Genomic DNA, 22,880 nt, shown 5'->3' on the forward strand with positions numbered 1-22,880 from the left:
ATAACGAGTCAATTTAGGCATATCTTTCATTGTTGGAATTACTATTTTTAAAAACAAAAAACCCAGCATAAGCTGGGTTTTGAATTTTTGATAACGTATAGATTAACGTTTTGAGAACTGTGGACGCTTACGCGCTTTCTTAAGACCCACTTTCTTACGTTCAACTTTACGTGCATCACGAGTAACGAAACCTGCTTTACGAAGTTGTGGACGTAATGACTCGTCAAACTCCATAAGTGCACGAGTAATACCGTGACGGATAGCACCAGCTTGACCAGTTGTACCACCACCAGAAACGGTGATGAAAAGATCAAATTTTTCAGTCATATCAACTAGCTCAAGAGCTTGATGAACAACCATGCGTGCTGTTTCGCGACCAAAGTACTCTTCTAAAGAGCGCTTGTTGATTACGATGTTACCAGTGCCTGGGCGTAAGAATACGCGAGCACTTGAACTTTTACGACGACCTGTACCGTAGTATTGATTTGCCATGATGGTGCTCCTTAAATGTCTAGAACCTGAGGCTGTTGTGCAGCATGGTTGTGCTCAGTACCTGTGTAAACTTTAAGTTTACGGTACATAGCGCGGCCTAAAGGACCACGTGGCAACATGCCCTTAACAGCCTTCTCGATGATCATTTCAGGCTTTGCAGCTTGAAGTTTATCAAAAGTAGTAGACTTAAGACCACCTGGAAAACCAGAGTGTGAATAGTACACTTTGTTTTTGAATTTGTTACCAGTTACAGTAACTTTTTCAGCGTTGATAACGATGATATAATCACCAGTATCTACGTGCGGTGTATATTCAACTTTATGCTTACCGCGTAGGCGATGAGCGATTTCAGTAGCGATGCGACCTAAAGTTTTACCTTCAGCGTCAACTACGTACCAGTCACGTTTTACTGTTTCTGGTTTAGCAACAAACGTTTTCATTTATAAAAATCCAATGTTTTTCAATTAAAACCACAAGTAGTTAATATTAACTACTGCTCTAAGTTTGCTACAACCCCTTCGAGTTTTAGACTTTTGCGCCGCTCACAAGTGGCTAGACTATATGATGGCATAGAACGCAACGTGGCAGACGCGGGAGTATACCAGCACTTAAAACACATTGCTACTCGCCGGTTGTTTTTTCCACAAGAAATTTTAGAAATAAGAAGTACTATATATGTACCTCTTATTTTTAAGCGTTGGCCTATTACACATTTGCCTACTTACTTTAAACTAAATGCTCTTTAGCTAAATACTCTAAAGACTGCATTTCTTGCAAACGGCTTATACAACGCTTAAATTCAAAATTAAGGTTACCTTGAGTATAAAGGTCGGTGATCGGCTTCTCAGCTGAAATTATTAAAGTAACGTGGCGCTCATAAAATTCATCAACTAAAGCAATAAAGCGTCTTGCAGCATCATCGTTAGTTTGCCCAAGCTGTTTCACGTTAGAAATAATAACCGTATTGTATAGGCGACTAATCTCCATGTAATCGACTTGGCTTCGCGCTGTTTCGCACAATTCACTAAACTCAAACATCACAACACATTTAGCTACTTTGCGCGTTTTGATTAAACGCCCTTCTATCTCTATAGGCTCATCTAATTGGCCAGGCTCTGAGGAAAGTTTATCGAAGTAATCAAATAGGTTTTTATCTGCTTGTTCGTCAAGCGGGCTATGAAAAATTTCGGCTTGTTCTAACGTACGTAATCGGTAATCGACACCTGAGTCTACATTTACTATTTCTGTATTGAGTTTAACCAACTCAATAGCTGGTACAAAACGCGCACGTTGTAAACCGTTTCTATAAAGATCATCAGGTACTATATTTGACGTTGCAACAAGTACAATACCGCGTGCAAATAATGCCTCCATTAAACCGCCTAACAGCATGGCATCTGTAATGTCTTGAACAAAAAATTCATCAAAGCAAATTATGTCTGTTTCAGCTTTTAAAATATCCGCGACTTTTTCTAATGGGTTTACAGTATTGTTTAGCTTTTTAAGTTCATCGTGTACGCGATGCATAAAACGATGAAAATGTACGCGCATCTTCCGCGTGCCTGGTAAGGCATCATAAAAAGTATCAACTAAATAAGTTTTACCACGCCCTACTCCTCCCCAGAAATATAAACCTTTTATAGGCGCTGGCTCATCTTTATTAAAAAGCTTGGCAAAAAAGCTTTTTGATTTTATTTTGTTCTGGGTTAAATCGTCATATAAACGCTGTAAATGGCGCACTGCATTTTCTTGTGCTACATCATGTACAAAGTCATCTCGCTTCAAATCTTGTTGGTATGTTTGCCAAGGAGTCATATCTATTTACAGTTAAAATGCAGTTTAATTTGCAAAGCATATTAACACGCATCAATACTCGGGGTATATTACACTTAGTATGATTTATAATTGAATCAAGCATTCGTTAGTTATTTTCCCAAAGGGGTAGATTTATGGGCACAGTCACGTGGGTAGGTTTAATTGTTATTGTTGCTGTTATAGCTTTTTTTATTGGTGCATTTGTCACTAAAAAACAATTTAAACAGGATGAGTTGGAAAAACAGGCAGAGCAAGCTAACAATGCGTTAGAGCAATATCGTCAAGATGTAGCCGATCATTTAGCGAGTACAGGCAAGCTTGTAAATAAAATGAAAGAGAATTACGATCAACTACTTAGCCATGTTGAAGAAACCAATCAACTGCTGCTAGAGGATCGGAAGCAAACACCAGCTGAACCTTTCTTTTCAAAAGAAACTACTGAGCAATTACAAGCATCGATAAAAGAGCGCCGATGCGATCGCTCATCAGCAAAAGCACAACCTGCTGATTATGTTTCAGGCGAATCAGGTTTATTTGCAGGACAAAATAAAGTTTCAGAACATTCTAAAGCATCTTGATGAACTTTTTTTTAACCCCATAGTCTTTAGATATAACAGCTTTGTTGTTTTATCTTACTGATAAATTAAAAAGGGCTGCTTATGCAGCCCTTTTCAATTTTTTGCTTTTCTCGAAGTGGAGTAAACCCAGACTATGAAAATGAAATTATCACTTATCAGCGCAGCTATTCTTTCTACTAGCCTTTTATTAAGCCCGGTAGCGTCTTATGCAAAAATACCGGTTGCCGTAAATGGCCAGCAGTTGCCAACACTTGCCCCAATGCTCGAAAAAATTACTCCAGGCGTTGTAAGCATTCAAGTTTCAGGCTCAAAAGAAGTGCGTCGCCGTGCGGATCCACTTGAATACTTTTTCGGACAGCAACAACCCCGAAGCCAAAAACGTCAATTTAGCGGTTTAGGCTCTGGCGTTATTATTAATGCTGATGAAGGTTATGTAGTAACTAATAACCATGTGATTCAAGATGCCGAAAAAATGATTGTTACCCTTGAAGACGGCCGTGAGTTTGAAGCGATTAAAATTGGGACTGATAAAGAATCCGACATTGCGCTTTTACAAATCGACGCTGATGATTTAACTGAAGTAAAACTAGCAAACTCAGATAATTTGCGTGTGGGTGACTTTGCCGTTGCTATCGGTAATCCGTTTGGCCTTAGCCATACTGTTACATCAGGGATTGTGAGTGCACTTGGTCGCAGTGGTTTAAACATTGAAGGCTACGAAGATTTCATTCAAACCGACGCAGCGATTAACCAAGGCAACTCTGGTGGTGCTTTAGTTAACTTAAATGGTGAATTAATAGGTATTAACACTGCTATTTTAGGGGCTTCAGGCGGTAATGTTGGTATTGGTTTTGCTATCCCGTCTAACATGATGAAAAACCTAGTAGATCAAATTATTGAACACGGTGAAGTACGTCGTGGCTCACTTGGTATTTCTGGGCGCCCACTTGATGCAGGCCTAGCTAAAGCACAGCAACTTGACGTCAAACAAGGTGCCTACGTTATGCAAGTAATGGATGACACCGCTGCAAGTAAAGCAGGAATCAAAGCCGGTGATGTTATTGTAAGTATTAGTGGCGGTGATATTAGCGGCTTCCATGAATTACGAAGCAAAATAGCAACCTTGGGTGAAGGTAGAGAAATCAAGCTCGGCATTTATCGTGACGGAAAAATTAAAACAGTTAAAGTTACACTCGATGGTGCATCAGGCGTTACGGCAACAGGGGAAGAGCTACATCCTGCTTTTCAAGGTGCCGAGCTTGAAAACGTGCAAAAAAATAGTAATAAAGGTGTTGAAGTTACCTCTGTAGATCCTCGTTCACCTTCTGCCCGTGTTGGCCTTGAAGAGGGTGACATTATAATGCAGGTAAACCGTCAACGCGTAGAAACAATTCGTGATATGAATAAGATCATCGATGACACAAAAGGCAATATAGTGCTTGGCGTGAAACGTGGCCGTGAATCTATATTTATCTTAATTCAGTAATAAATATTGCTATAAATGAAATAAAAGTAACAGTGGCACTTGCCGCTGTTATTTTTTTTATGCCATCATAAAGAAATTACTTCCTTATAATAAGAATCCCGTGCTGAAACTAATAAAATTTATTCTCCCGCCATTATTTGCAGGGCTTAGCATTGCTTTTTTAGTGGTTTTTTTCAGCCCTAATATGCGAGCTTCTCTATTACCGAACGTGCCTCTTGCGAGTGCAATGAGTACTAGTCATTTAAGTTTCTCAGATGCTGTTAAACGTGCAGCCCCCTCCGTAGTGACTATTTTTTCTGAGAGCATTTCGAAAGAGCCTCGTTATAAAAGACAAAATACCGTACAAGAATTAGGCTCTGGTGTGATTATGTCGCAAGATGGCTACATTCTTACTAACTATCATGTAGTGAATAATGCAGATCAAATTATGGTTATTCTGACAGACGGCAGGCGCTTTTTTGATGTCCAACTAATCGGCTTTGATACGATTACTGATCTTGCATTACTTAAAATAAACGCAGACCACCTTCCCGTTATTCCTATAAGCGATAGCTATACGTCGAGTGTAGGTGATGTAGTACTAGCCATAGGTAACCCACTTAATTTAGGACAGACAATTACCCAAGGTATTATTAGCGCTACTGGTAAGCAAAAAATTACAGACAGCCCTTATAATAACTTATTACAAATGGATGCCGCTATTAATGTAGGGAATTCAGGTGGCGCATTAGTCAATTCTAACGGTGATTTAGTTGGTATCACTTCAGCCCAATTTAAAACGCGTGAAAATTTAAACATACAGGGAATATTTTTTGCTGTGCCGTATTCACTTGCTAAAAAAGTGATGGGAAAATTGATTCGACATGGTCGTGTAGTTAGAGGCTACCTTGGTTTTGAAGGCACCGCAGTAGACAGCACAGGTAAAGAAGTTAACGATAGCCTAACTCCTGTTTCAGGTATGCGAATTACGAACTTAGATCCCTTAGGCCCAGCTTGGCAAGCAGGTATTGAAGAACAAGATATCGTTATTAAAATTGCAGGGCTTTCCGTAGCAAACCCGCAAAAAGTACTTGAAAAAATAGGCAATACAGAACCTGGGAAAGAAATAGAGTTTGAGCTTTATCGAAATGGCAAAATAGAAAAAATCATGGTGATGGTCGCAGAGCTTGAAACAAAACTATAACTACTAATTGTAGGTCGGTGTGTATTTACATATCCGACCTACATATATTAGGCGCTTTTAACTGCTTCTACGTTTAATATTAGCACCTAATGCACTGAGCTTATCTTCAATGCGCTGATATCCTCTGTCAACGTGATAAATACGGTCAACAACGGTTTCACCTTGCGCGACTATACCTGTTAAAATTAGACTCGCTGAAGCACGTAAGTCAGTTGCCATAACTTGCGCACCGCTTAGGCTTTTGGTTTCACCACAAATAGCCGTGTTGCCCTCAAGACGAATATTAGCACCCATGCGCTGTAACTCAGGCACATGCATAAAACGGTTTTCAAAAATCGTTTCTGTAATCGTTGCACTGCCATTTGCCACAACATTCAATGCTGTAAATTGAGCTTGCATATCAGTAGGAAAACCAGGATGTGGAGCGGTTTTAATATTAACAGCTTTAAGCTCTCGGCCACGCATATCTAAGTAAATACTGTCATCATGCACCTCAAGTAATGCATTCGTTGCACGCAGCTTTTCAATCACAGGTTCAAGTGAATGGAAATCAGTATTCTTACAAAGTACCTCACCGCCAGCCATTGCAGCCGCCACTAAAAATGTACCTGTTTCAATTCTATCTGGCAAAATACTATGCTCACAACCCGCCAAGCGCTCAACACCTTCTACTTCGATACGGCTAGTACCTGCACCAGTGATTTTAGCCCCCATTGCAATTAAACAATTAGCTAAATCGATAATTTCAGGCTCACGCGCGGCATTATCAAGTATGGTTTTTCCATCAGCAAGCGCTGCTGCCATCAGTAAATTTTCAGTAGCACCAACACTAACCATCTCCATAAAGATTTCAGCGCCTTTTAAGCGACCATTTACCTTTGCATTAATATAACCATTTTCAACGCTTATTTGTGCGCCTAAGCGCTCTAAACCTTGAATATGGATATCAACAGGACGAGCACCAATAGCACAACCACCTGGTAATGAAACCTGAGCTTCACCAAAGCGTGCCACTAAAGGGCCTAGTGCAAGCACAGAAGCACGCATTTGTTTAACGAGCTCGTAAGGGGCAAGCGTCTGATTTACCGTTGCGCCATCAATAATAAGTGTGTCGCCTTGCCAATTAACATCTGCACCTAAAGTTTTTAATAGTGCTTCGGTGGTAACAATGTCACGTAAACGTGGAACATTAGTAAATGTACTTTTACCATCAGCAAGTAAAGCAGCAAACAAAATAGGAAGCGCTGCATTTTTAGCACCAGAAATAGTAACTTCACCAGCAAGTGAAGTGCCACCTTGAATTACAAATTGATCCATTTAGGAGGCCTTACTTATTGCGGTAAAATAAATTTTTGTTCACGTTTCCACTCTGTTGGAGTGAAAGCGCGAATAGAAACTGCGTGAATTGTGCCATCTGAAATTGTATTCATCAACGGACCATAAACTAGCTGTTGCTTTTTAACACGGCTTAAACCGTCAAAGCATTCACCAACTGCAATGACTTCATAATGACTACCATTAGCTTTTACATGCACTTCAGCTAATTGAAGTTCATCGCGTAATAATGTTTCGACTTGGCTAGTTTCCATAACTCTCACTCAAATAGGGTTGTAACTTGACCCAACTGCATTAAATTTTGCAATTGTTCAGGTGGATTTTGCAATTCAAGACGAATGCCTTGCTGCTTAAATTCTGCAAAAGAGTGAATTAACCAAGCTAAGCCCGCTGTGTCAACCCTTGATACCTCACTAAGGTCAAAATAAGTGGTTTTATGCTTAGTTATTAACTTATCGTTCAAAAGCCGTTCATTACTAATGGAATTTCGAGTAAGTTCACCACTTACTCGAAACTGCTGTTCATCAACTTGGCTAATTGCCAATTTAATCATTCGAGCTACTGCCTCTAAATTGAACAGGTAACTTACTCTTTTGCTCTAAAAGGTTGCTTACATTGTCAATACCTTGCTGACGTAAAATACCTTGTAGTTCGCTTTGTTTGGCGTCTAATAAACTAATACCTTCAGCAATCATATCGTAAGCTCGCCATTCACCATCGCGATCTTCACGAACTTTAAAGTCTATTCTGATATCAGGTTTACCATCTTCAAGAATTTTAGTTTTAACAACAACGACATCTTTACCTTTAAATGGTTGCTCAGCACCAAACTCAACTTTTTGATTTGTATATTGTGTAAATACACCAGCGTAAGTGGCAACTAAATATTCTCTAAATACACCAATAAAGCGCTGAATATCTTTAATCGCTTGGGCTTTTTCAGCTTCATCTGTAATTGCCCGTACTTTAGATACTTCACTACCTAACACGCGAAGTGCTGCATATTTGTAGTCAATATAAGGCATTAATTCTTCTTCAACAATGACACGAAGATGCTCTTGATTTTTAATGATTAATGGCTGATCTTTTTTGATACGTGCAAACGTATTGTCCGCTACTTGACGCACCATTTTGTTTGGATCATTTAGTTTAACATCTGCAGCACTTACGCTTTGAGTTAGCGTCATTGTGCTAATTGCTACAATAGCTAGAAACTTTTTCAACATAATAATTACTCACTACCTTGGTTGAATAAAAACTGCCCAATTAACTCTTCAAGTACAATGGCAGACTTGGTATCAGTGATTGAATCACCGTCACCTAACGCTTTACTGTCTACACCAAATAAATCATCAATTGCTTCGTCTTGCTTATTTTCGGTTACGGCTTGACCTAAACAGCGTTGCTCTGCTGAATTAGGAGAAATAACAGGGTGGATACCTAGATACTGCTCACCTAAAATACCCGATGTTAAAATTGAGATTGAGCTCGTGTCTGAAAAACGACATAAATACTGTGCATCAATGCTCATATTAACCACTGGCAAGAACTCCTGTGGATGAACATAAATTGACTCTACTCGACCAATAACAACTCCGCCCACTTTTACTGGTGCACGTGCCTTTAATGACCCTATGTTTTCAAATTTAGCATTAAGCGTGTACGTCTCGCCTGAGCCGCTAATACCTGAATTGGCCACTTTAAGCGCAAGCATAGCAAACGCTAAAATTCCTAACGCCACAAAAAAACCAACTAAAATTTCTAATTTCCGTGAATTCATTATCTATACCCTATTAGCTGGTAAACATTACCGCTGTCAAAATAAAGTCAAACCCTAAAACCGCCAATGACGAATGAACAACCGTTTCGGTGGTTGCTTTACTGATCCCTTCAGAGGTCGGCACACAGTCATACCCTTTATAAAGTGCTATCCAAGTCACCACAATGGCGAATACAAAGCTCTTAATAATACCGTTTAGTGTGTCTTGCTGAAACGATACTTGTGATTGCATAATTGACCAAAAACTACCCGTATCAACACCAAGCCAGTCAACTCCGACTAAGTGAGCACCAATAATTGCCACTGCTGAAAATATCACCGCTAGTAACGGCATACTTATAAAGCCTGCCCAAAAGCGCGGTGCAATAATTCGTTTTAGTGGATCAATTGCCATCATTTCTAATGACGATAACTGTTCTGTTGCTTTCATTAAGCCTATTTCGGCAGTAAGCGCACTGCCCGCTCGCCCTGCAAATAATAACGCTGTAACAACAGGCCCGAGTTCTCGTAATAAACTTAATGCCACTAATGGCCCTAAACTATCCTCTGCACCATATCCAACTAATACCGTATAACCTTGTAACGCCAAGACCATACCGATAAATAAACCTGACACCATAATAATGAGCAAAGATTGCGAACCCACCATGTAGAGCTGACGAATAAGTAGAGGTGTACCCTTTTTAAAGTTAGGTACATTTACAAGTGCGCCAAAAAGCATATAAGTTGAGCGACCCAGAGCCGCAAAACGACCTAGCGTCTTATGCCCTAATTTTTGAAATAAATCCAACATTATGCTTTTTCTCCAAGCAACTCATCTGCATATGTTTGAGCTGGAAAATGAAAAGGCACGGGACCATCAGACAAACCTTTTAAAAACTGTTGCACTAAAGGAGACTCATGATTGCGCATTTCGTCAGGTGTTCCACAACCAATTACACCCTGATCAGCGATAATAATAACGTGGTCAGCAATACTCATTACCTCGTTAACATCATGGGTTACAATTAAAGAAGATAAACCAAGCACTTCGTTGAGTGATTTAATTAATTTAACCAACACCCCCATCGAAATAGGATCTTGGCCTGCAAATGGTTCATCGTACATTATAAGTTCAGGGTCGAGCGCAATAGCACGCGCCAGAGCTGCGCGCCTAGCCATACCACCTGATAATTCAGAAGGCATTAAATCTTTCGCCCCGCGTAGCCCAACAGCTTGCAATTTCATTAGCACAACCAACCGAATTAGGTCTTCACTCAACTCAGTGTGCTCCCTAATTGGGAACGCCATATTATCGAATACCGACATGTCAGTAAACAGTGCCCCACTTTGAAATAACATGCTCATTTTAGTTCGCGCTTCGTAGAGTTCTTTGCGCGACATATTTGGGATACTACCTCCTTCAAATAAAATATCACCGGAGTCAGGCTTAAGTTGACCGCCAATTAAACGCAACATGGTCGTTTTACCAATTCCGCTTGGCCCCATAATCGCAGTGATTTTACCTTTAGGAACGCTAAAGCTCATATTTTTATATATGCTTCTATCGCCTCTCGAAAAGCTAACATCCTTGACTTCTACTATTGATTGCGACAAGTCGCTCTCCATAACAATGTTCACTAGTGCACCTATTTTAAAGCTTTTTTAACCAAGATGGAAAAAACAATTCGTAAGATTTTGTAATACACTTGCAAAAAGGAGTATAAGACTCGTTTATAACGGCTTAACTGCAGCTTAAGGTGCTGATATAAGCGCCTTAAAATATTATTCAACAAGTTATTGTAATTAGAGTTGACCTGACTCTTTTATTTATACTTTCACCTTTGCTTTTGTTACTATTCGCGCCATCTGTATTTTGAATAACTGGCTTAATATAATGGTTACCTCGTTTGTTATTTTAATTCTTGGTTTTGCGGCTCTTGTTTGGAGTGCAGACAGGTTTGTTTATGGCGCAGCGGCACTTGCAAAAAACTTTGGCGTACCAACCCTAATTGTAGGCTTAACTGTTGTGGCAATGGGTTCGTCAGCCCCAGAGATGATGGTTTCCGCTTCTGCAGCGCTCGCAAATAAAACAGATACTGCAGTTGGTAACGCTGTCGGTTCAAACATAACAAACATTCTACTTGTGTTAGGTATTACAGCGTTATTTAGACCTCTGTCTGTATCTTCAAGTACATTAAAACGCGAAATGCCACTGGTCTTGCTGATATCATTCGCTACCTGGTATATTTTTTCAGACAATTATTTTTCATTAGCCGAAGGTATCGCCTTACTTATTGGCTTTATCGTGTTTATAGGCGGTTTGATTATTATTTCACTGCGCGCAAAAAATCAAGATGACCCATTTATAACAGAAGCCTGTGACGACGTACCTAACGATGTACCAACTAAAAAAGCGTTATTTTGGTTAGTTATTGGCATGGTTCTACTCCCTGTTAGCTCACATTTTTTAATTGGTTCAGCAGTTGACATAGCTAAATACTTTGGCCTAAGCGATCTAGTCATTGGCTTAACTATTATTGCCATTGGCACGAGTTTACCGGAGCTTGCAGCTTCAATTGCCGGAGTATTAAAAAATGAAGATGATTTAGCTCTAGGCAATATTGTTGGTTCAAACATTTTTAATATATTGGCTGTGTTACCGCTCGCAGGTATTATTAATCCATCCATTATCGATCCGTCAGTAGCGAGTCGAGATATACTCATTATGATTGGTGCAACATTTGCTCTTATCATCATGTCATTGAACTTTAGAGGCACCCAACGCATTAATAGAGTGGAAGGTGGCTTATTGCTTATCGCATTTTTGGGCTACCAAGGGTATATTTTTAGTCAAGTAGGGTAAATAATGACGACGCTGAACTTTATCGAACAGGGTCTTCGTGTTCTCAATATTGAACGCCAAGCACTTAATGACATAGCGCAATATGTAGATGAAAATTTTCATCAAGCATGCCAATTAATGTTTGACTGCGAAGGTCGAATTATTGTTATTGGCATGGGTAAATCAGGCCATATAGGTAATAAAATTGCAGCAACACTTGCAAGTACAGGAAGCCCTGCCTTTTTTGTACATCCAGGCGAAGCTAGCCATGGCGATTTAGGAATGATCACCAAAAACGATGTTGTCATGCTTATTTCAAACTCAGGTGAGACGAGTGAAGTTTTAAATATTATCCCTGTTTTAAAGCGCCTTGGCGCAAAAATAATCGCCATGACAGGCAATACTAAATCGACCATGGCAACACATGCAAATGTACATGTATGCATTAAAGTAGAAAAAGAAGCATGCTCTTTAGGGTTAGCACCAACGGCGAGCACTACAGCGACTCTTGCTATGGGCGATGCGATGGCAGTGGCTCTGTTAGAAGCTCGTGGTTTTACCGCCGATGATTTTGCGCTTTCTCACCCTGGGGGCAGTTTAGGCAAACGATTATTACTAACCTTAAAAGATGTTATGCACAGCGGCGCAAATACACCTATTATTAGCGTCTCACAAACCGTAAAAGATGCACTTATTGAAATGTCAGCCAAAGGCCTTGGTATGACAGCCATTGTTGATAAAAGTAATCAGCTAGTGGGATTATTTACCGACGGTGATTTACGCCGTATTTTAGAGCAAAGACTAGATATTCATACAACACAAATAGACCTTGTTATGACTAGGTCATGCACAACAGCGACACAAGATATTTTAGCTGCTGAAGCGCTTAATATAATGGAACACAAACGTATAAATGGCTTGATTGTTGTTAATGAACAAAACCAGCCTATTGGCGCACTAAATATGCAAGACTTATTAAAAGCAGGAGTATTATAAATGCAATTTGAAGAACTCTATCAACCGCTGAGTGCTGATGCAAAAGCACGTGCTAAAAAAGTAAAACTACTTATATGCGATATTGATGGTGTATTTTCTGATGGCCGAATTTATCTTGGCAATCAAGGTGAAGAGCTCAAAGCATTTAATACAAAAGATGGTTTTGGCATTAAAACGCTTATAAACAGTGGCTTTGAAGTGGCTGTTATTACTGGTCGCCATTCGCAGATAGTGCAACAACGTATGACCAGTTTAACAGTACAACATATTTATCAAGGTCAAGAAAACAAGCTTATTGCTTACGAAGAGCTAAAAAACAAGCTTCACCTAAGTGATGATCAAATTGCCTATATTGGTGATGATGGCCCCGATATGCCAGTAATGGAATTAGTCGGGTTTGCCGTTGCAGTTAACGATGCTCACCCACTAATCAAGCGTTTATCACATTACACGACACAGATGCTGGGTGGTTTTGGCGCAGTGAGAGAACTAACCGACTTACTTATGCTAGAGAACGACAAACCACTTACTAGCAAAGGTACTAGTTCATGAATACAGCGCGCATAATTTTAAGCGTTTTATTCATCAGCTGTATGGTTTGGCTTTGGTACCCTTATTTTGCACAAACAAATATGACAGCTCAGGTTGAAGCTGAAGTTATCGCTAAGCCTGATTATATTGCTATTGAGCTAAAACAAACGGCCTATGATGAAAATGGTAAAATTAATCATAAAGTTACAGCTGCTAAAATGGAATTATATCAACAGTTAGGCTTTACCTTTTTTGAAAAACCCATTTTCACCTTATATAACGAAAAACAAACATGGCGAATAAATGCAGACGAAGCAACGTTATATGAAGGAAAACAATTAATCTTAGAAGGTAACGTGGTTGCCAAGAATCTTACTGATAATGCAATGATAGACAAGATTAATGCGGATAATATTCAAGTAGATATAAAACTACTCACGATGCGTTCAGAGCAACCCGTTATTGTTACGGGACCCAATTTAAAGATCACCGGTAAAGGCCTTGAAGCCGATTTAAAAACTGAAGTGATAAAACTTATTAACCATACGCGAACTATATATTATGACCAATAAAATTTCAAAAATACTTATTATTCCGACACTTATACTAGCTTTCAACCTTAGCGCTGCTGAACAAGCGATTCAACTTGCAGCGAATCAAATATCAATAAGTGCCGACAAACAAGAAGGCCAATTAAAAGAAAACGTCGGAATTTTTGAAAAAAATGTTGAGATTATTCACGGCAACCGTCGTATTACAGCCGACCGTTTAGAAGTACATAAACGTGATGAATTAGGCGATAATAAACAGCTACTAATTGCAACTGGTAGCCCTGCATATTTCGAAGAAAAACAAACTGATGGCACTATAATGAGCGCCAGCGCAAACGAAGTTCGTTATGATGTAGCTAAACGATTTTTAACCCTTATTGGCGATGCACAAGTATCGCAAGCGGGTCAAAAAATAAATGCCAAGAGTATTACTTACGATATGCAACAGCAATTAATTAGCGCTGAAAAAGACGAAAACTCAACCGATCGTGTGCATACTATTTTAGTACCTATTGAGACTAAAAAAGAAAAAAACGATAAAGGTCAGCCATGAGTACATTAAAAGCAGAACTATTAGCTAAAAGTTATAAAGGCCGTGAAGTTGTAAAAAATGTAGGTCTGGAAGTAAAGGCTGGCAGCATAGTCGGGTTACTTGGCCCTAATGGTGCAGGTAAAACCACAACGTTTTATATGATTGTAGGCCTTGTACCTAGTGATAAAGGCAAGATTTCTATCGACGATAACGATATTACTCTTTTACCTATGCATAGTCGTGCTAGATTAGGCATTGGTTACTTACCCCAAGAATCATCAATTTTTAGAAAGCTTACTGTTTATCAAAACTTAATGGCTATTTTAGAAACACGTAAAGAGCTAAATAAGCAAGCAAGAGAAGACACACTTAACAATTTATTAGATGAATTTAGTATTCAGCACATTCGTGATAGCCAAGGTATGGCATTATCAGGAGGCGAGCGTCGCCGAGTTGAAATAGCGCGAGCACTAGCCGCTGCTCCTAAATTTATATTGCTTGATGAGCCTTTTGCTGGTGTTGACCCTATTTCAGTGTTAGATATAAAGAAAATAATAGAACACCTTAAAAATCGTGGTATTGGTGTGTTAATTACCGACCATAATGTAAGAGAAACTCTTGATGTTTGCGAAAAAGCCTACATAGTTTCTCATGGTGAGTTAATTGCATCAGGCACTCCAGAACACGTATTAAACGATAAAACAGTACGTGATGTTTATTTAGGCGAGCAATTTAGGCTGTAACATTTACGCCATGTCTTTAAGCATCTGCTAGTATTAATTATAACAACATAAAAGGATTGTTAGAGATACATGAGGCAATCATTACAGCTGCGCATGGGCCAGCAACTTACAATGACTCCACAGCTGCAACAAGCAATTCGCCTGTTGCAACTCAGTACATTGGATCTCCAGCAAGAAATACAAGAAGCACTCGACAGCAACCCCCTATTAGAGGTTGAAGAGCAAGATTACGCCGAAGATTCTGCTGGTAAAAACGAGCAAAAAGCAGATAACGACGATGTAACTGTTAGCGCAAATGCTGATGATGTTCCGAGCGAATATGAGCAAGACAGTGGTGAAGCACTTGCTAAAGATACGCTAAGTGATGAAATGGCTATGGATGTTAGTTGGGATGAATATATGAGCGCAGCCCCAGCATCATCATCAGGACCAATGCCTGAAGATGAATCTATATACCAAGGCTCCTCGACTGAAACGCTCCACGAATACCTAATGTGGCAACTACAACTGACTCCCTTTAGTCCTACCGATGAAGCGATTGCGATTGCGATTGTTGAAGCCGTCGATGATTCGGGTATTTTAACGCTAAGCTGCGAAGAAATTTTAGAAAGTTTTAATCAAGAGAACGAAGAAGACAACGAAGTTGAACTTGACGAAATAGAAGCTGTTTTAAAACGAATTCAATTGTTTGACCCTGTTGGTATTGCAGCACGTAGTTTACAAGAATGCTTATGTATTCAGCTGAACCAATACGATAAAGAAACACCCTATATTAATGAAACAAAAATGATTTTAACCGAGCACATTGATCTATTAGCTGCTCGCGACTATCGTACATTAATGAAAAAAACAAAGCTCAAAGAAGAAGAGCTTAAAGAAATAATGACTTTAATACATACTCTTAGCCCAAAACCGGCGGATACTATAGTTAGAGAAGAATCTGAGTATGTAATTCCTGATGTATCGGTGAAAAAAATAAAAGGTCGCTGGGTTGTTGAACTAAACCCAGATAGCATGCCTAAAATCAGAGTCAACAGCCAATATGCAGCAATGTCACGCACCGTTAAATCAAGTGGTGATAGCCAGTTTATTCGCTCGCATCTACAAGAAGCTAAATGGTTTATTAAAAGTTTAGAAAGTAGAAACGATACACTATTAAAAGTAACTAATTGTATTGTTAAGCAACAACAAGGTTTTTTTGAGCATGGCCCAGAAGCCATGAAACCAATGGTTTTAAATGATGTAGCAGAAATGGTCGAAATGCACGAATCAACTATTTCACGCGTAACAACTCAAAAATATATGCATACACCTCGCGGTATTTTTGAGCTTAAATATTTTTTCTCAAGCCATGTAAGTACTGAAAATGGAGGCGAATGCTCATCAACAGCAATACGCGCTCTCATTAAAAAATTAATCGCAGCAGAAAACTCAGCAAAACCATTGAGTGATAGTAAAATTGCAGATATATTAGCTGAGCAAGGAATAAAAGTAGCGAGACGTACAATCGCAAAGTATCGCGAATCTCTAGCTATTCCACCGTCAAATCAGCGAAAAAGTTTGATTTAAGACGCTAAACAAAGAGGGTAATGCTTATGCAACTAAACTTAACTGGTCGTCACGTAGAAGTAACTGATTCATTAAGAGATTATGTAAATACCAAATTTGCGAAGCTAGAAAGACACTCAGATCATATTAATAATGTTCATGTCATTCTTGATATAGAAAAATTAAACCAAAAAGCTGAGGCAACGATTCATGTAAGTGGAGCTGAGTTATTTGCCTCTACTGAACATCAAGATATGTACGCCGCCATTGACTCGCTGATTGACAAGCTCGATCGCCAAGTTATTAAACACAAAGAGAAGCTTGCTCGACACTAATATTATGAAATTAAGTTCACTTATATGCCAGGACTGCAGCAGAGCTGCGGTCCTTTTTAATAGTAAAAAAAGAATTTTAGAGTTCATCAGTCAACTTGCTCATGACAAGCTCCCATATCTTTCTCAACAAGATATTCTCAGCGCCTTAATGAATAGAGAAAAACTGGGAAGCACTGGTATAGGAAGAGGCATTGCAATCCCTCATGGGCGAATGAGCGGCGCAGAAGAGCCCTTAGCACTCGTATTAGTAAGCGAAACACCTATTAATTTTGATGCTATAGATAATCGCCCTGTTGATATATTTGTTGCTCTCATCGTACCTGATGGCGATAACCAGCAGCACTTAAAGACGCTCGCAACGATAGCTGATAAACTAAATAATAAAGATTTTTGTAAACAGTTACGCAGCGCAAAATCAGATACTGAGCTGTATCAAGTTATTGTAGAACAATCGTAATTAACATAATGGGTGATAAATGGAATTAATTATCATAAGTGGCCGTTCCGGTTCTGGAAAATCGGTTGCTTTACGCGTAGTTGAAGATTTAGGTTATTATTGCGTAGATAATATTCCAATTAATCTGCTACCTTCTTTAGTGAGAAGTGTATCTGATAACTACGACAAAATTGCAGTTAGTATTGATGTCCGTAATTTACCAAAAGAGCAAGATGAATTTAACGATATCCTTGAATACTTACCTGGCTTTGCTAAACCGACTCTGTTTTATCTAGACAGTGAGGATCAAACATTAATTAAACGTTTTTCTGAGACTCGCCGTCTACACCCGTTATCAGTTGACTCATTACCTCTTGATTTAGCAATAAAAAAAGAAAAAGAACTACTCGATGTTCTCACTACTCGCGCTGACTATATGATCGACACGAGTGATTTAAGTGTTCATCAACTTGCTGAATCAATTCGTGAAAAAATTCTGGGTAAAAAAGATAAACAACTCATTGTTACTTTTGAGTCATTTGGCTTTAAACACGGCATTCCTAAGGAAGCTGATTATGTCTTTGATGCACGCTTTTTACCGAACCCACATTGGGAGCCAGAATTAAAACCTTTAAATGGCTTAGACCAACCCGTAAAGGATTACTTAGCCAGCCACAGCATTGTCCAAAAGTTCACTTGGCAAATTCAAACTTTTGTACAAACATGGTTGCCACATTTAGAGCGAAATAACCGTAGCTACTTAACTATTGCTATAGGTTGTACTGGTGGGCAACATCGCTCAGTATATTTAGCACAAACGATTGGTGAAAGTTTTTCGATGACACATCCAAATGTAAAAATCCGCCATAGAGAACAAGAAAAATAACTCATTCAAAATAATCATCTGTTCAGCTTAGGTAGAGTAACTTATGCGTTTAGAAGACACTTTTTTAATAAAAAATAAATTAGGACTTCATGCAAGAGCCGCTACAGTATTAGCGCAACTTGCTATTAAATTTGATGCCTCAATCATGATATATCAAGATGATAAAGAAGCGCCTGGGGACAGTGTATTGGCTTTAATGCTACTGGAAAGCAGTCAAGGAAAAGAGGTGAAAGTAGTGTGTGAGGGCCCTGATGCCGAACAAGCTTTACATGCCGTTGGTCAATTGATAGCACAACGCTTTAATGAAGAAGAATAGCACTTAGCTAAAAACCGAAACTAAGATAAACTAAATGTGGTTAATTACCCCATTAATAAACCTCCCTATCCATAGTTATATAAAAATCAATAAGGACGCCAATGCCTGAAGCTTTTGAACAAGACTATCCACTACAACAATTAAAACAAGTGACAAAGTCGCTTAACAGTGGTCAATTTGTTCAAGTTAGGCGGATGTTAGCAAAAACAGCTCCTTGTGATACCGCATTATTATTAGAGTCATCGCCGCATAAAATTCGCCGACTACTTTGGCAATTGGTTGACCCTGATGTACAAGGTGATGTTCTTGAAGAGCTTTCCGAAGATGTTCGTTTAGGCATTATTGCCCAAATGGAACCTGAGCACATTGCAGCCGCAACTGAAGACATGGGCCACGATGACTTAGGTGAAGTACTCCGTAGTTTACCAGACACCGTTTATAAAGACGTTGTCAGCGCGATGGATATTCAAGACCGTGAACGTGCAACACAAGCACTTTCATATCAAGAGCGTTCAGCTGGCGCGCTAATGAACACAGATACGGTAACCATTCGCCCTGATGTAACGCTCGATGTTGTACTTAGATATATTAGGCTACGTGGGGAGCTACCAGAAGGTACAGATGATCTATATGTTGTTGATAAACACAACTGTTTTATAGGCGCTCTATCACTGAGTACGTTATTAACGAACCCACCTGAAAAAATTGTTCGTGATTTAATGGATGAAGATTGTGAATCAATCCCAATTTCAATGGATGAAAGTGAAGTCGCGCAACTATTTGAGCGCCATAATTGGATATCAGCACCTGTTGTGGATGATAACGATCAATTACTTGGTCGTGTCACTATCGATGATATTGTTGACGTAATTCGAGAAGATGCAGAGCATAGTTTACTAGGCTTAGCCGGTCTAGATGATGAAGAAGATACCTTTGCGCCAGTACTCAAAAGCTCTAAAAAGCGCTCAGTTTGGTTAGGTGTCAATTTACTAACCGCACTTGCAGCGGCCTTTGTTGCTAGCTTTTTTGAAGGAACACTAGATGTTTTACCTATTTTGGCGGTACTAAACGGTATTGTCCCTTCTATGGGTGGCGTTGCAGGAAGTCAATCGTTAACGCTTGTTATACGCGGTATTGCGGTAGGCCATATAAACCAAACAAACCAACGCTTTTTAATGATGAAAGAACTTGCCATTGGTGCGTTAAACGGTATTTTGTGGTCATTATTAATTGCAGGTGTTATTGCCCTATGGCAATGGGACTTTATGCTTGGTGGTGTACTTGCCTTCGCTATGTTTATGAACTTAGTCGTGGCTGGTGTGGCTGGCGCAAGTATTCCAATAATACTTAAAAGAATGAATATAGACCCCGCACTTGCAGGGAGTGTGGTGCTAACCACAGTGACAGATATTGTTGGTATATTCGCCTTTTTAGGAACTGCTACCTGGTTGCTGGTATAAATTAGAATTTTTTGCAAATAACTAAAGTAAAAAATACTTAGGGTAAAGCAGCAATTATGACAACGAATATCAAGAATAAAAAAGTGACACCCAAAAAAACGCTAAAACAAAAAAGCGTATCCATATTAAAAAGTGTATTGGTATATGGCTCTATATTTTTCGTCATTTATACCGCCGTCAATTGGTGGCGGCAACCTGTCATGCCAGCAAATCCTCAATTACAATTAACAGATTATAAAGGGCAAAACATTGATCTAGCAGCAATGAGCCAAGATAAACCAACCCTTGTGTATTTTTGGGGAACTTGGTGCTCTATTTGTAGTATTACCTCCCCTGCCATAAACGAACTCGCAAACGAGAATGATTATCCTGTCGTGAGCATCGCAATAAAATCAGGTTCTGATCAAGAACTACATAACTATCTAAATGATCATGGCTACAGTTTTACGACCGTCAACGATCAACACAGTGAGATATTTACCGATTGGCAAGGGCAAGTCACGCCATCTTATATAATCTTAAAAGATAATAAAATGACGCAAGGGCTAACAGGTATTCAGCCGTTATGGTCACTTAAATTACGTTTGTGGTTATCATCAACGTTATAAGGAAGAACTGACTGCAAATATATAGGCACTAAATACGCGCAGCTCAAAGAGGGGGCTCTAAAAGCTCACTCTTTATCATCTACAATAATATTGATAATAAAGAGCAAGGTTAACTCAACTTACGTATTACGAAGGCTGAAAAGCGCGTACCGCAATTAAACTTATCGATTAGCAAATAAAATTACTAACGTGTACTTTGACGATTACCGCCCACTTTTGGCTTAGTGTTTGCCTTTTTAAATTGGCTAAAACCAGTATGTCGCGTTAGTGCCGGACGCCCGCCTTTTTTACCGCCTTTACCTATTTTTTCATCACGCCCTTCTTCAGGCACTAAACAGTTCGGTCCTTTACCAATTAAATTAGCTTTACCCATTTTACGTAGTGCTTCACGTATCATCGGCCAACCTGCTGCATCATGGTAGCGTAAAATAGCTTTATGTAATCTACGTTGGCGAGCGCCTTTAGGTACTGGAACAACTTCTGAGTTGTTTTTTATATTACGTAAAGAGTTCATCTCTGTATGGTAAATAGTCGTCGCATTAGCCATAGGTGATGGGTAAAAATTTTGTACCTGATCAAGCTTAAAGTCGTTTGATTTAAGCCATAAAGCCATGTTTACCATGTCTTCATCTTTTGTACCTGGGTGAGCAGATATAAAGTACGGAATTAAATACTGCTTTTTACCTGCTTCTTTAGAGTACTTATCAAATAGTTCTTTAAATTGATCGTACGCTCCCATGCCTGGTTTCATCATTTTTGATAATGGACCGTCCTCAGTATGCTCTGGCGCTATTTTTAAGTAGCCACCCACATGATGAGTTACTAACTCTTTAACGTAACGAGGGTCGCGTACAGCTAGGTCATAACGTACACCTGAAGCAATCAATACCTTTTTAATACCCTTAACTTCACGTGCTTTTTTATACAAATCTATTGTTGGCGTATGATCTGTATCCATGTGTTTACAAATATCTGGATACACACATGATAAGCGTCTACAGGTACTCTCTGCCTTTTTGCTCGTACAGCGCAGTTTATACATATTTGCCGTTGGGCCACCTAAATCAGAAATAACACCAGTAAAGCCGGGAACTTTATCTCTAATTTGTTCAATTTCTTCAATAATAGATTCTTGCGAACGACTTTGAATAATGCGCCCTTCATGCTCTGTAATTGAGCAAAACGAACAACCACCAAAACAGCCACGCATAATATTAACTGACGTTTTAATCATATCGTAAGCAGGGATTTTAGCATCACCATAACTCGGGTGAGGAATACGCTGATACGGCAAACCAAATACAGCATCCATTTCATGTGTTTCTAATGGATATGCTGGCGGGTTTACCCAAATAGAACGATCGCCGTGTCGCTGAAACAGCGCTCTTGCACAACCAGGATTTGTTTCTTGATGCAAAATGCGCGAGGCGTGGGCGTACAAAGGTTTGTTAACACTTACTTGCTCATAAGCAGGTAACTTAACGTAGGTTTTTTCCCACGGTTTAGGTCGCGCAGGCTGAACCATAATTGGTTTTGCAGCTTCAGCTTTTAAATCAATACCGGCTTGTTTAAATTCAGATTTACTACAGCCAACATCATCCGCGCCATATGGGTTTGGAATAGGGTCGATTTTACCAATTTTATCAATAGCGGTAGAATCACTGCCACGCCAACCAGGTAGGGGTTCTTTTCGAATAACAGCCGTGCCGCGAATATCCTGAATCGTATCCATCGTTTCACCGGCCGCAATACGGTGTGCAACTTCAACTAACGGGCGCTCTGCGTTGCCATAAATTAAAATATCCGCTTTTGCATCAAACAAAATACTACGACGTACTTTTTCTTGCCAATAATCATAATGAGCAATACGACGAAGGCTAGCTTCAATACCACCAATAACAATTGGGATACCTTTGTATGCTTCACGGCATTTTTGCGAGTAAATCATTACGGCACGATCGGGGCGTTTACCGCCGACGTTATCAGGTGTGTAAGCATCATCATGACGCATACGCTTTTCGGCAGTATAGCGGTTGATCATTGAATCCATGTTCCCAGCTGTTACACCAAAAAATAAATTCGGTCTGCCTAGCTCCATAAATGCATCTTTAGAGTCCCATGCTGGCTGGGCAATAATGCCCACTCTAAAGCCTTGCGCTTCAAGTACACGGCCAATTACCGCCATACCAAAACTAGGATGATCAACGTACGCGTTGCCACTAATTATTATTATGTCGCAGCTATCCCAGCCAAGTGCATCCATTTCTTCACGTGTAGTAGGTAAAAATGGCGCGGTGCCATAACATTCAGCCCAATATTTAGGGTATGAAAATAAGGCGCGCTTAGCTTTGAGTGTGCTCATAAATTTAGCCGTAGAATAACAAAAGGCGCGAATTATACCTTATAGCATTGTTTATATATACAACATTACAATGTGTGATGCGC

Annotated in this window: 27 protein-coding genes; 16 read left to right on the top strand and 11 right to left on the bottom strand. The window is 39.5% G+C overall.

Going from position 1 to position 22,880, the window contains the following annotated elements:
• Window positions 1-102: 102 nt before the first annotated feature.
• The 3 genes from rpsI to zapE all read right to left on the bottom strand — a co-directional run bounded on the left by rpsI (window position 103) and on the right by zapE (window position 2,307).
• Complete coding sequence (gene rpsI / locus AC0VZ4_RS16415; RefSeq protein ID WP_086007041.1) at window positions 103-495, bottom strand: 30S ribosomal protein S9; 393 nt, start codon at window positions 493-495, stop codon at window positions 103-105.
• Between the two features lie 8 nt (window positions 496-503).
• Window positions 504-932: a 50S ribosomal protein L13 gene (gene rplM / locus AC0VZ4_RS16420; RefSeq protein ID WP_007378318.1), complete on the bottom strand. Its 429-nt coding sequence runs from the start codon at window positions 930-932 to the stop codon at window positions 504-506.
• A 286-nt stretch (window positions 933-1,218) separates the two neighbouring features.
• Entirely contained in the window at window positions 1,219-2,307 is a 1,089-nt protein-coding gene (gene zapE / locus AC0VZ4_RS16425; protein WP_475440189.1) for a cell division protein ZapE, read from the bottom strand.
• Between the two features lie 134 nt (window positions 2,308-2,441).
• Between zapE and AC0VZ4_RS16430 the strand changes: the two genes are divergently transcribed.
• The 3 genes from AC0VZ4_RS16430 (at window position 2,442) to AC0VZ4_RS16440 (ending at window position 5,554) form a co-directional block, all read left to right on the top strand.
• Window positions 2,442-2,885 carry a Z-ring associated ZapG family protein gene (locus tag AC0VZ4_RS16430; RefSeq protein ID WP_007378316.1) on the top strand — a complete coding sequence of 148 codons (444 nt, stop codon included), beginning with the start codon at window positions 2,442-2,444 and terminating at the stop codon, window positions 2,883-2,885.
• Window positions 2,886-3,018: 133 nt separating this feature from the next.
• Window positions 3,019-4,371 (top strand): Do family serine endopeptidase, encoded by a 1,353-nt coding sequence (locus tag AC0VZ4_RS16435; RefSeq protein WP_475440190.1) that lies wholly within the window; start codon window positions 3,019-3,021, stop codon window positions 4,369-4,371.
• A gap of 100 nt (window positions 4,372-4,471) precedes the next feature.
• Window positions 4,472-5,554, top strand: a complete 1,083-nt coding sequence (locus tag AC0VZ4_RS16440) for a trypsin-like peptidase domain-containing protein (protein WP_007378314.1) — start codon at window positions 4,472-4,474, stop codon at window positions 5,552-5,554.
• A 57-nt stretch (window positions 5,555-5,611) separates the two neighbouring features.
• Here AC0VZ4_RS16440 and murA read toward each other — a convergent pair whose 3' ends face one another.
• Genes murA through AC0VZ4_RS16475 form a run of 7 tightly spaced genes read right to left on the bottom strand, consistent with a single transcriptional unit; the run spans window position 5,612 to window position 10,277 of the window.
• Window positions 5,612-6,871 (bottom strand): UDP-N-acetylglucosamine 1-carboxyvinyltransferase, encoded by a 1,260-nt coding sequence (gene murA / locus AC0VZ4_RS16445; RefSeq protein WP_007378313.1) that lies wholly within the window; start codon window positions 6,869-6,871, stop codon window positions 5,612-5,614.
• A 14-nt stretch (window positions 6,872-6,885) separates the two neighbouring features.
• Complete coding sequence (locus AC0VZ4_RS16450; protein ID WP_007378312.1) at window positions 6,886-7,143, bottom strand: BolA family protein; 258 nt, start codon at window positions 7,141-7,143, stop codon at window positions 6,886-6,888.
• Between the two features lie 5 nt (window positions 7,144-7,148).
• The gene (locus AC0VZ4_RS16455; RefSeq protein WP_033029543.1) at window positions 7,149-7,442 is read right to left on the bottom strand and encodes an STAS domain-containing protein; all 294 of its coding nucleotides are present in this window, start codon (window positions 7,440-7,442) and stop codon (window positions 7,149-7,151) included.
• Entirely contained in the window at window positions 7,435-8,115 is a 681-nt protein-coding gene (locus AC0VZ4_RS16460) for an MlaC/ttg2D family ABC transporter substrate-binding protein (protein WP_007378310.1), read from the bottom strand. Before AC0VZ4_RS16460 ends, AC0VZ4_RS16455 begins: the two co-directional genes overlap by 8 nt.
• Before the next feature lie 5 nt (window positions 8,116-8,120).
• Window positions 8,121-8,669, bottom strand: coding sequence for an outer membrane lipid asymmetry maintenance protein MlaD (mlaD, locus tag AC0VZ4_RS16465; protein WP_475440191.1), 549 nt, complete (start codon window positions 8,667-8,669; stop codon window positions 8,121-8,123).
• A 13-nt stretch (window positions 8,670-8,682) separates the two neighbouring features.
• On the bottom strand, window positions 8,683-9,462 hold the full coding sequence (gene mlaE, locus AC0VZ4_RS16470; protein ID WP_475440192.1) for a lipid asymmetry maintenance ABC transporter permease subunit MlaE: 780 nt from the start codon (window positions 9,460-9,462) through the stop codon (window positions 8,683-8,685).
• Window positions 9,462-10,277 (bottom strand): ATP-binding cassette domain-containing protein, encoded by an 816-nt coding sequence (locus tag AC0VZ4_RS16475; protein WP_475441674.1) that lies wholly within the window; start codon window positions 10,275-10,277, stop codon window positions 9,462-9,464. Before AC0VZ4_RS16475 ends, mlaE begins: the two co-directional genes overlap by 1 nt.
• Window positions 10,278-10,545: 268 nt before the next feature.
• On the opposite strand from AC0VZ4_RS16475, the gene AC0VZ4_RS16480 reads away from it, so the two are divergent.
• The 13 genes from AC0VZ4_RS16480 to AC0VZ4_RS16540 all read left to right on the top strand — a co-directional run bounded on the left by AC0VZ4_RS16480 (window position 10,546) and on the right by AC0VZ4_RS16540 (window position 20,435).
• Window positions 10,546-11,514, top strand: coding sequence for a calcium/sodium antiporter (locus AC0VZ4_RS16480; protein ID WP_475441675.1), 969 nt, complete (start codon window positions 10,546-10,548; stop codon window positions 11,512-11,514).
• Window positions 11,515-11,517: 3 nt separating this feature from the next.
• Window positions 11,518-12,489, top strand: coding sequence for a KpsF/GutQ family sugar-phosphate isomerase (locus AC0VZ4_RS16485; RefSeq protein WP_007378305.1), 972 nt, complete (start codon window positions 11,518-11,520; stop codon window positions 12,487-12,489).
• A complete protein-coding gene (gene kdsC, locus AC0VZ4_RS16490) occupies window positions 12,490-13,041 on the top strand; it encodes a 3-deoxy-manno-octulosonate-8-phosphatase KdsC (RefSeq protein WP_475440193.1) in 552 nt (183 codons plus the stop codon).
• On the top strand, window positions 13,038-13,592 hold the full coding sequence (lptC, locus tag AC0VZ4_RS16495) for an LPS export ABC transporter periplasmic protein LptC (protein WP_007378303.1): 555 nt from the start codon (window positions 13,038-13,040) through the stop codon (window positions 13,590-13,592). Before kdsC ends, lptC begins: the two co-directional genes overlap by 4 nt.
• Window positions 13,582-14,124, top strand: a complete 543-nt coding sequence (gene lptA, locus AC0VZ4_RS16500) for a lipopolysaccharide transport periplasmic protein LptA (RefSeq protein WP_475440194.1) — start codon at window positions 13,582-13,584, stop codon at window positions 14,122-14,124. The genes lptC and lptA overlap by 11 nt, the downstream gene beginning before the upstream one ends.
• Window positions 14,121-14,846, top strand: coding sequence for an LPS export ABC transporter ATP-binding protein (gene lptB / locus AC0VZ4_RS16505; protein WP_475440195.1), 726 nt, complete (start codon window positions 14,121-14,123; stop codon window positions 14,844-14,846). Before lptA ends, lptB begins: the two co-directional genes overlap by 4 nt.
• 69 nt (window positions 14,847-14,915) lie before the next feature.
• A complete protein-coding gene (locus tag AC0VZ4_RS16510) occupies window positions 14,916-16,415 on the top strand; it encodes an RNA polymerase factor sigma-54 (protein WP_007378300.1) in 1,500 nt (499 codons plus the stop codon).
• Window positions 16,416-16,441: 26 nt separating this feature from the next.
• Window positions 16,442-16,729, top strand: coding sequence for a ribosome hibernation promoting factor (gene hpf, locus AC0VZ4_RS16515; protein ID WP_007378299.1), 288 nt, complete (start codon window positions 16,442-16,444; stop codon window positions 16,727-16,729).
• A gap of 4 nt (window positions 16,730-16,733) precedes the next feature.
• Window positions 16,734-17,186 carry a PTS IIA-like nitrogen regulatory protein PtsN gene (ptsN, locus tag AC0VZ4_RS16520; protein ID WP_033015583.1) on the top strand — a complete coding sequence of 151 codons (453 nt, stop codon included), beginning with the start codon at window positions 16,734-16,736 and terminating at the stop codon, window positions 17,184-17,186.
• Between the two features lie 19 nt (window positions 17,187-17,205).
• Window positions 17,206-18,051 (top strand): RNase adapter RapZ, encoded by an 846-nt coding sequence (gene rapZ, locus AC0VZ4_RS16525; protein ID WP_007378297.1) that lies wholly within the window; start codon window positions 17,206-17,208, stop codon window positions 18,049-18,051.
• Window positions 18,052-18,094: 43 nt separating this feature from the next.
• Window positions 18,095-18,367 (top strand): HPr family phosphocarrier protein, encoded by a 273-nt coding sequence (locus AC0VZ4_RS16530; protein WP_033029547.1) that lies wholly within the window; start codon window positions 18,095-18,097, stop codon window positions 18,365-18,367.
• A 101-nt stretch (window positions 18,368-18,468) separates the two neighbouring features.
• Window positions 18,469-19,827 (top strand): magnesium transporter, encoded by a 1,359-nt coding sequence (gene mgtE, locus AC0VZ4_RS16535; RefSeq protein WP_007378295.1) that lies wholly within the window; start codon window positions 18,469-18,471, stop codon window positions 19,825-19,827.
• A 200-nt stretch (window positions 19,828-20,027) separates the two neighbouring features.
• On the top strand, window positions 20,028-20,435 hold the full coding sequence (locus AC0VZ4_RS16540) for a protein disulfide oxidoreductase (protein ID WP_475440196.1): 408 nt from the start codon (window positions 20,028-20,030) through the stop codon (window positions 20,433-20,435).
• A 184-nt stretch (window positions 20,436-20,619) separates the two neighbouring features.
• On the opposite strand, the gene AC0VZ4_RS16545 is transcribed toward AC0VZ4_RS16540, so the two are convergent.
• Window positions 20,620-22,797, bottom strand: a complete 2,178-nt coding sequence (locus tag AC0VZ4_RS16545) for a YgiQ family radical SAM protein (protein ID WP_475440197.1) — start codon at window positions 22,795-22,797, stop codon at window positions 20,620-20,622.
• Window positions 22,798-22,880: the final 83 nt, after the last annotated feature.

Source organism: Pseudoalteromonas sp. QJM3NY_22 (assembly GCF_056173065.1).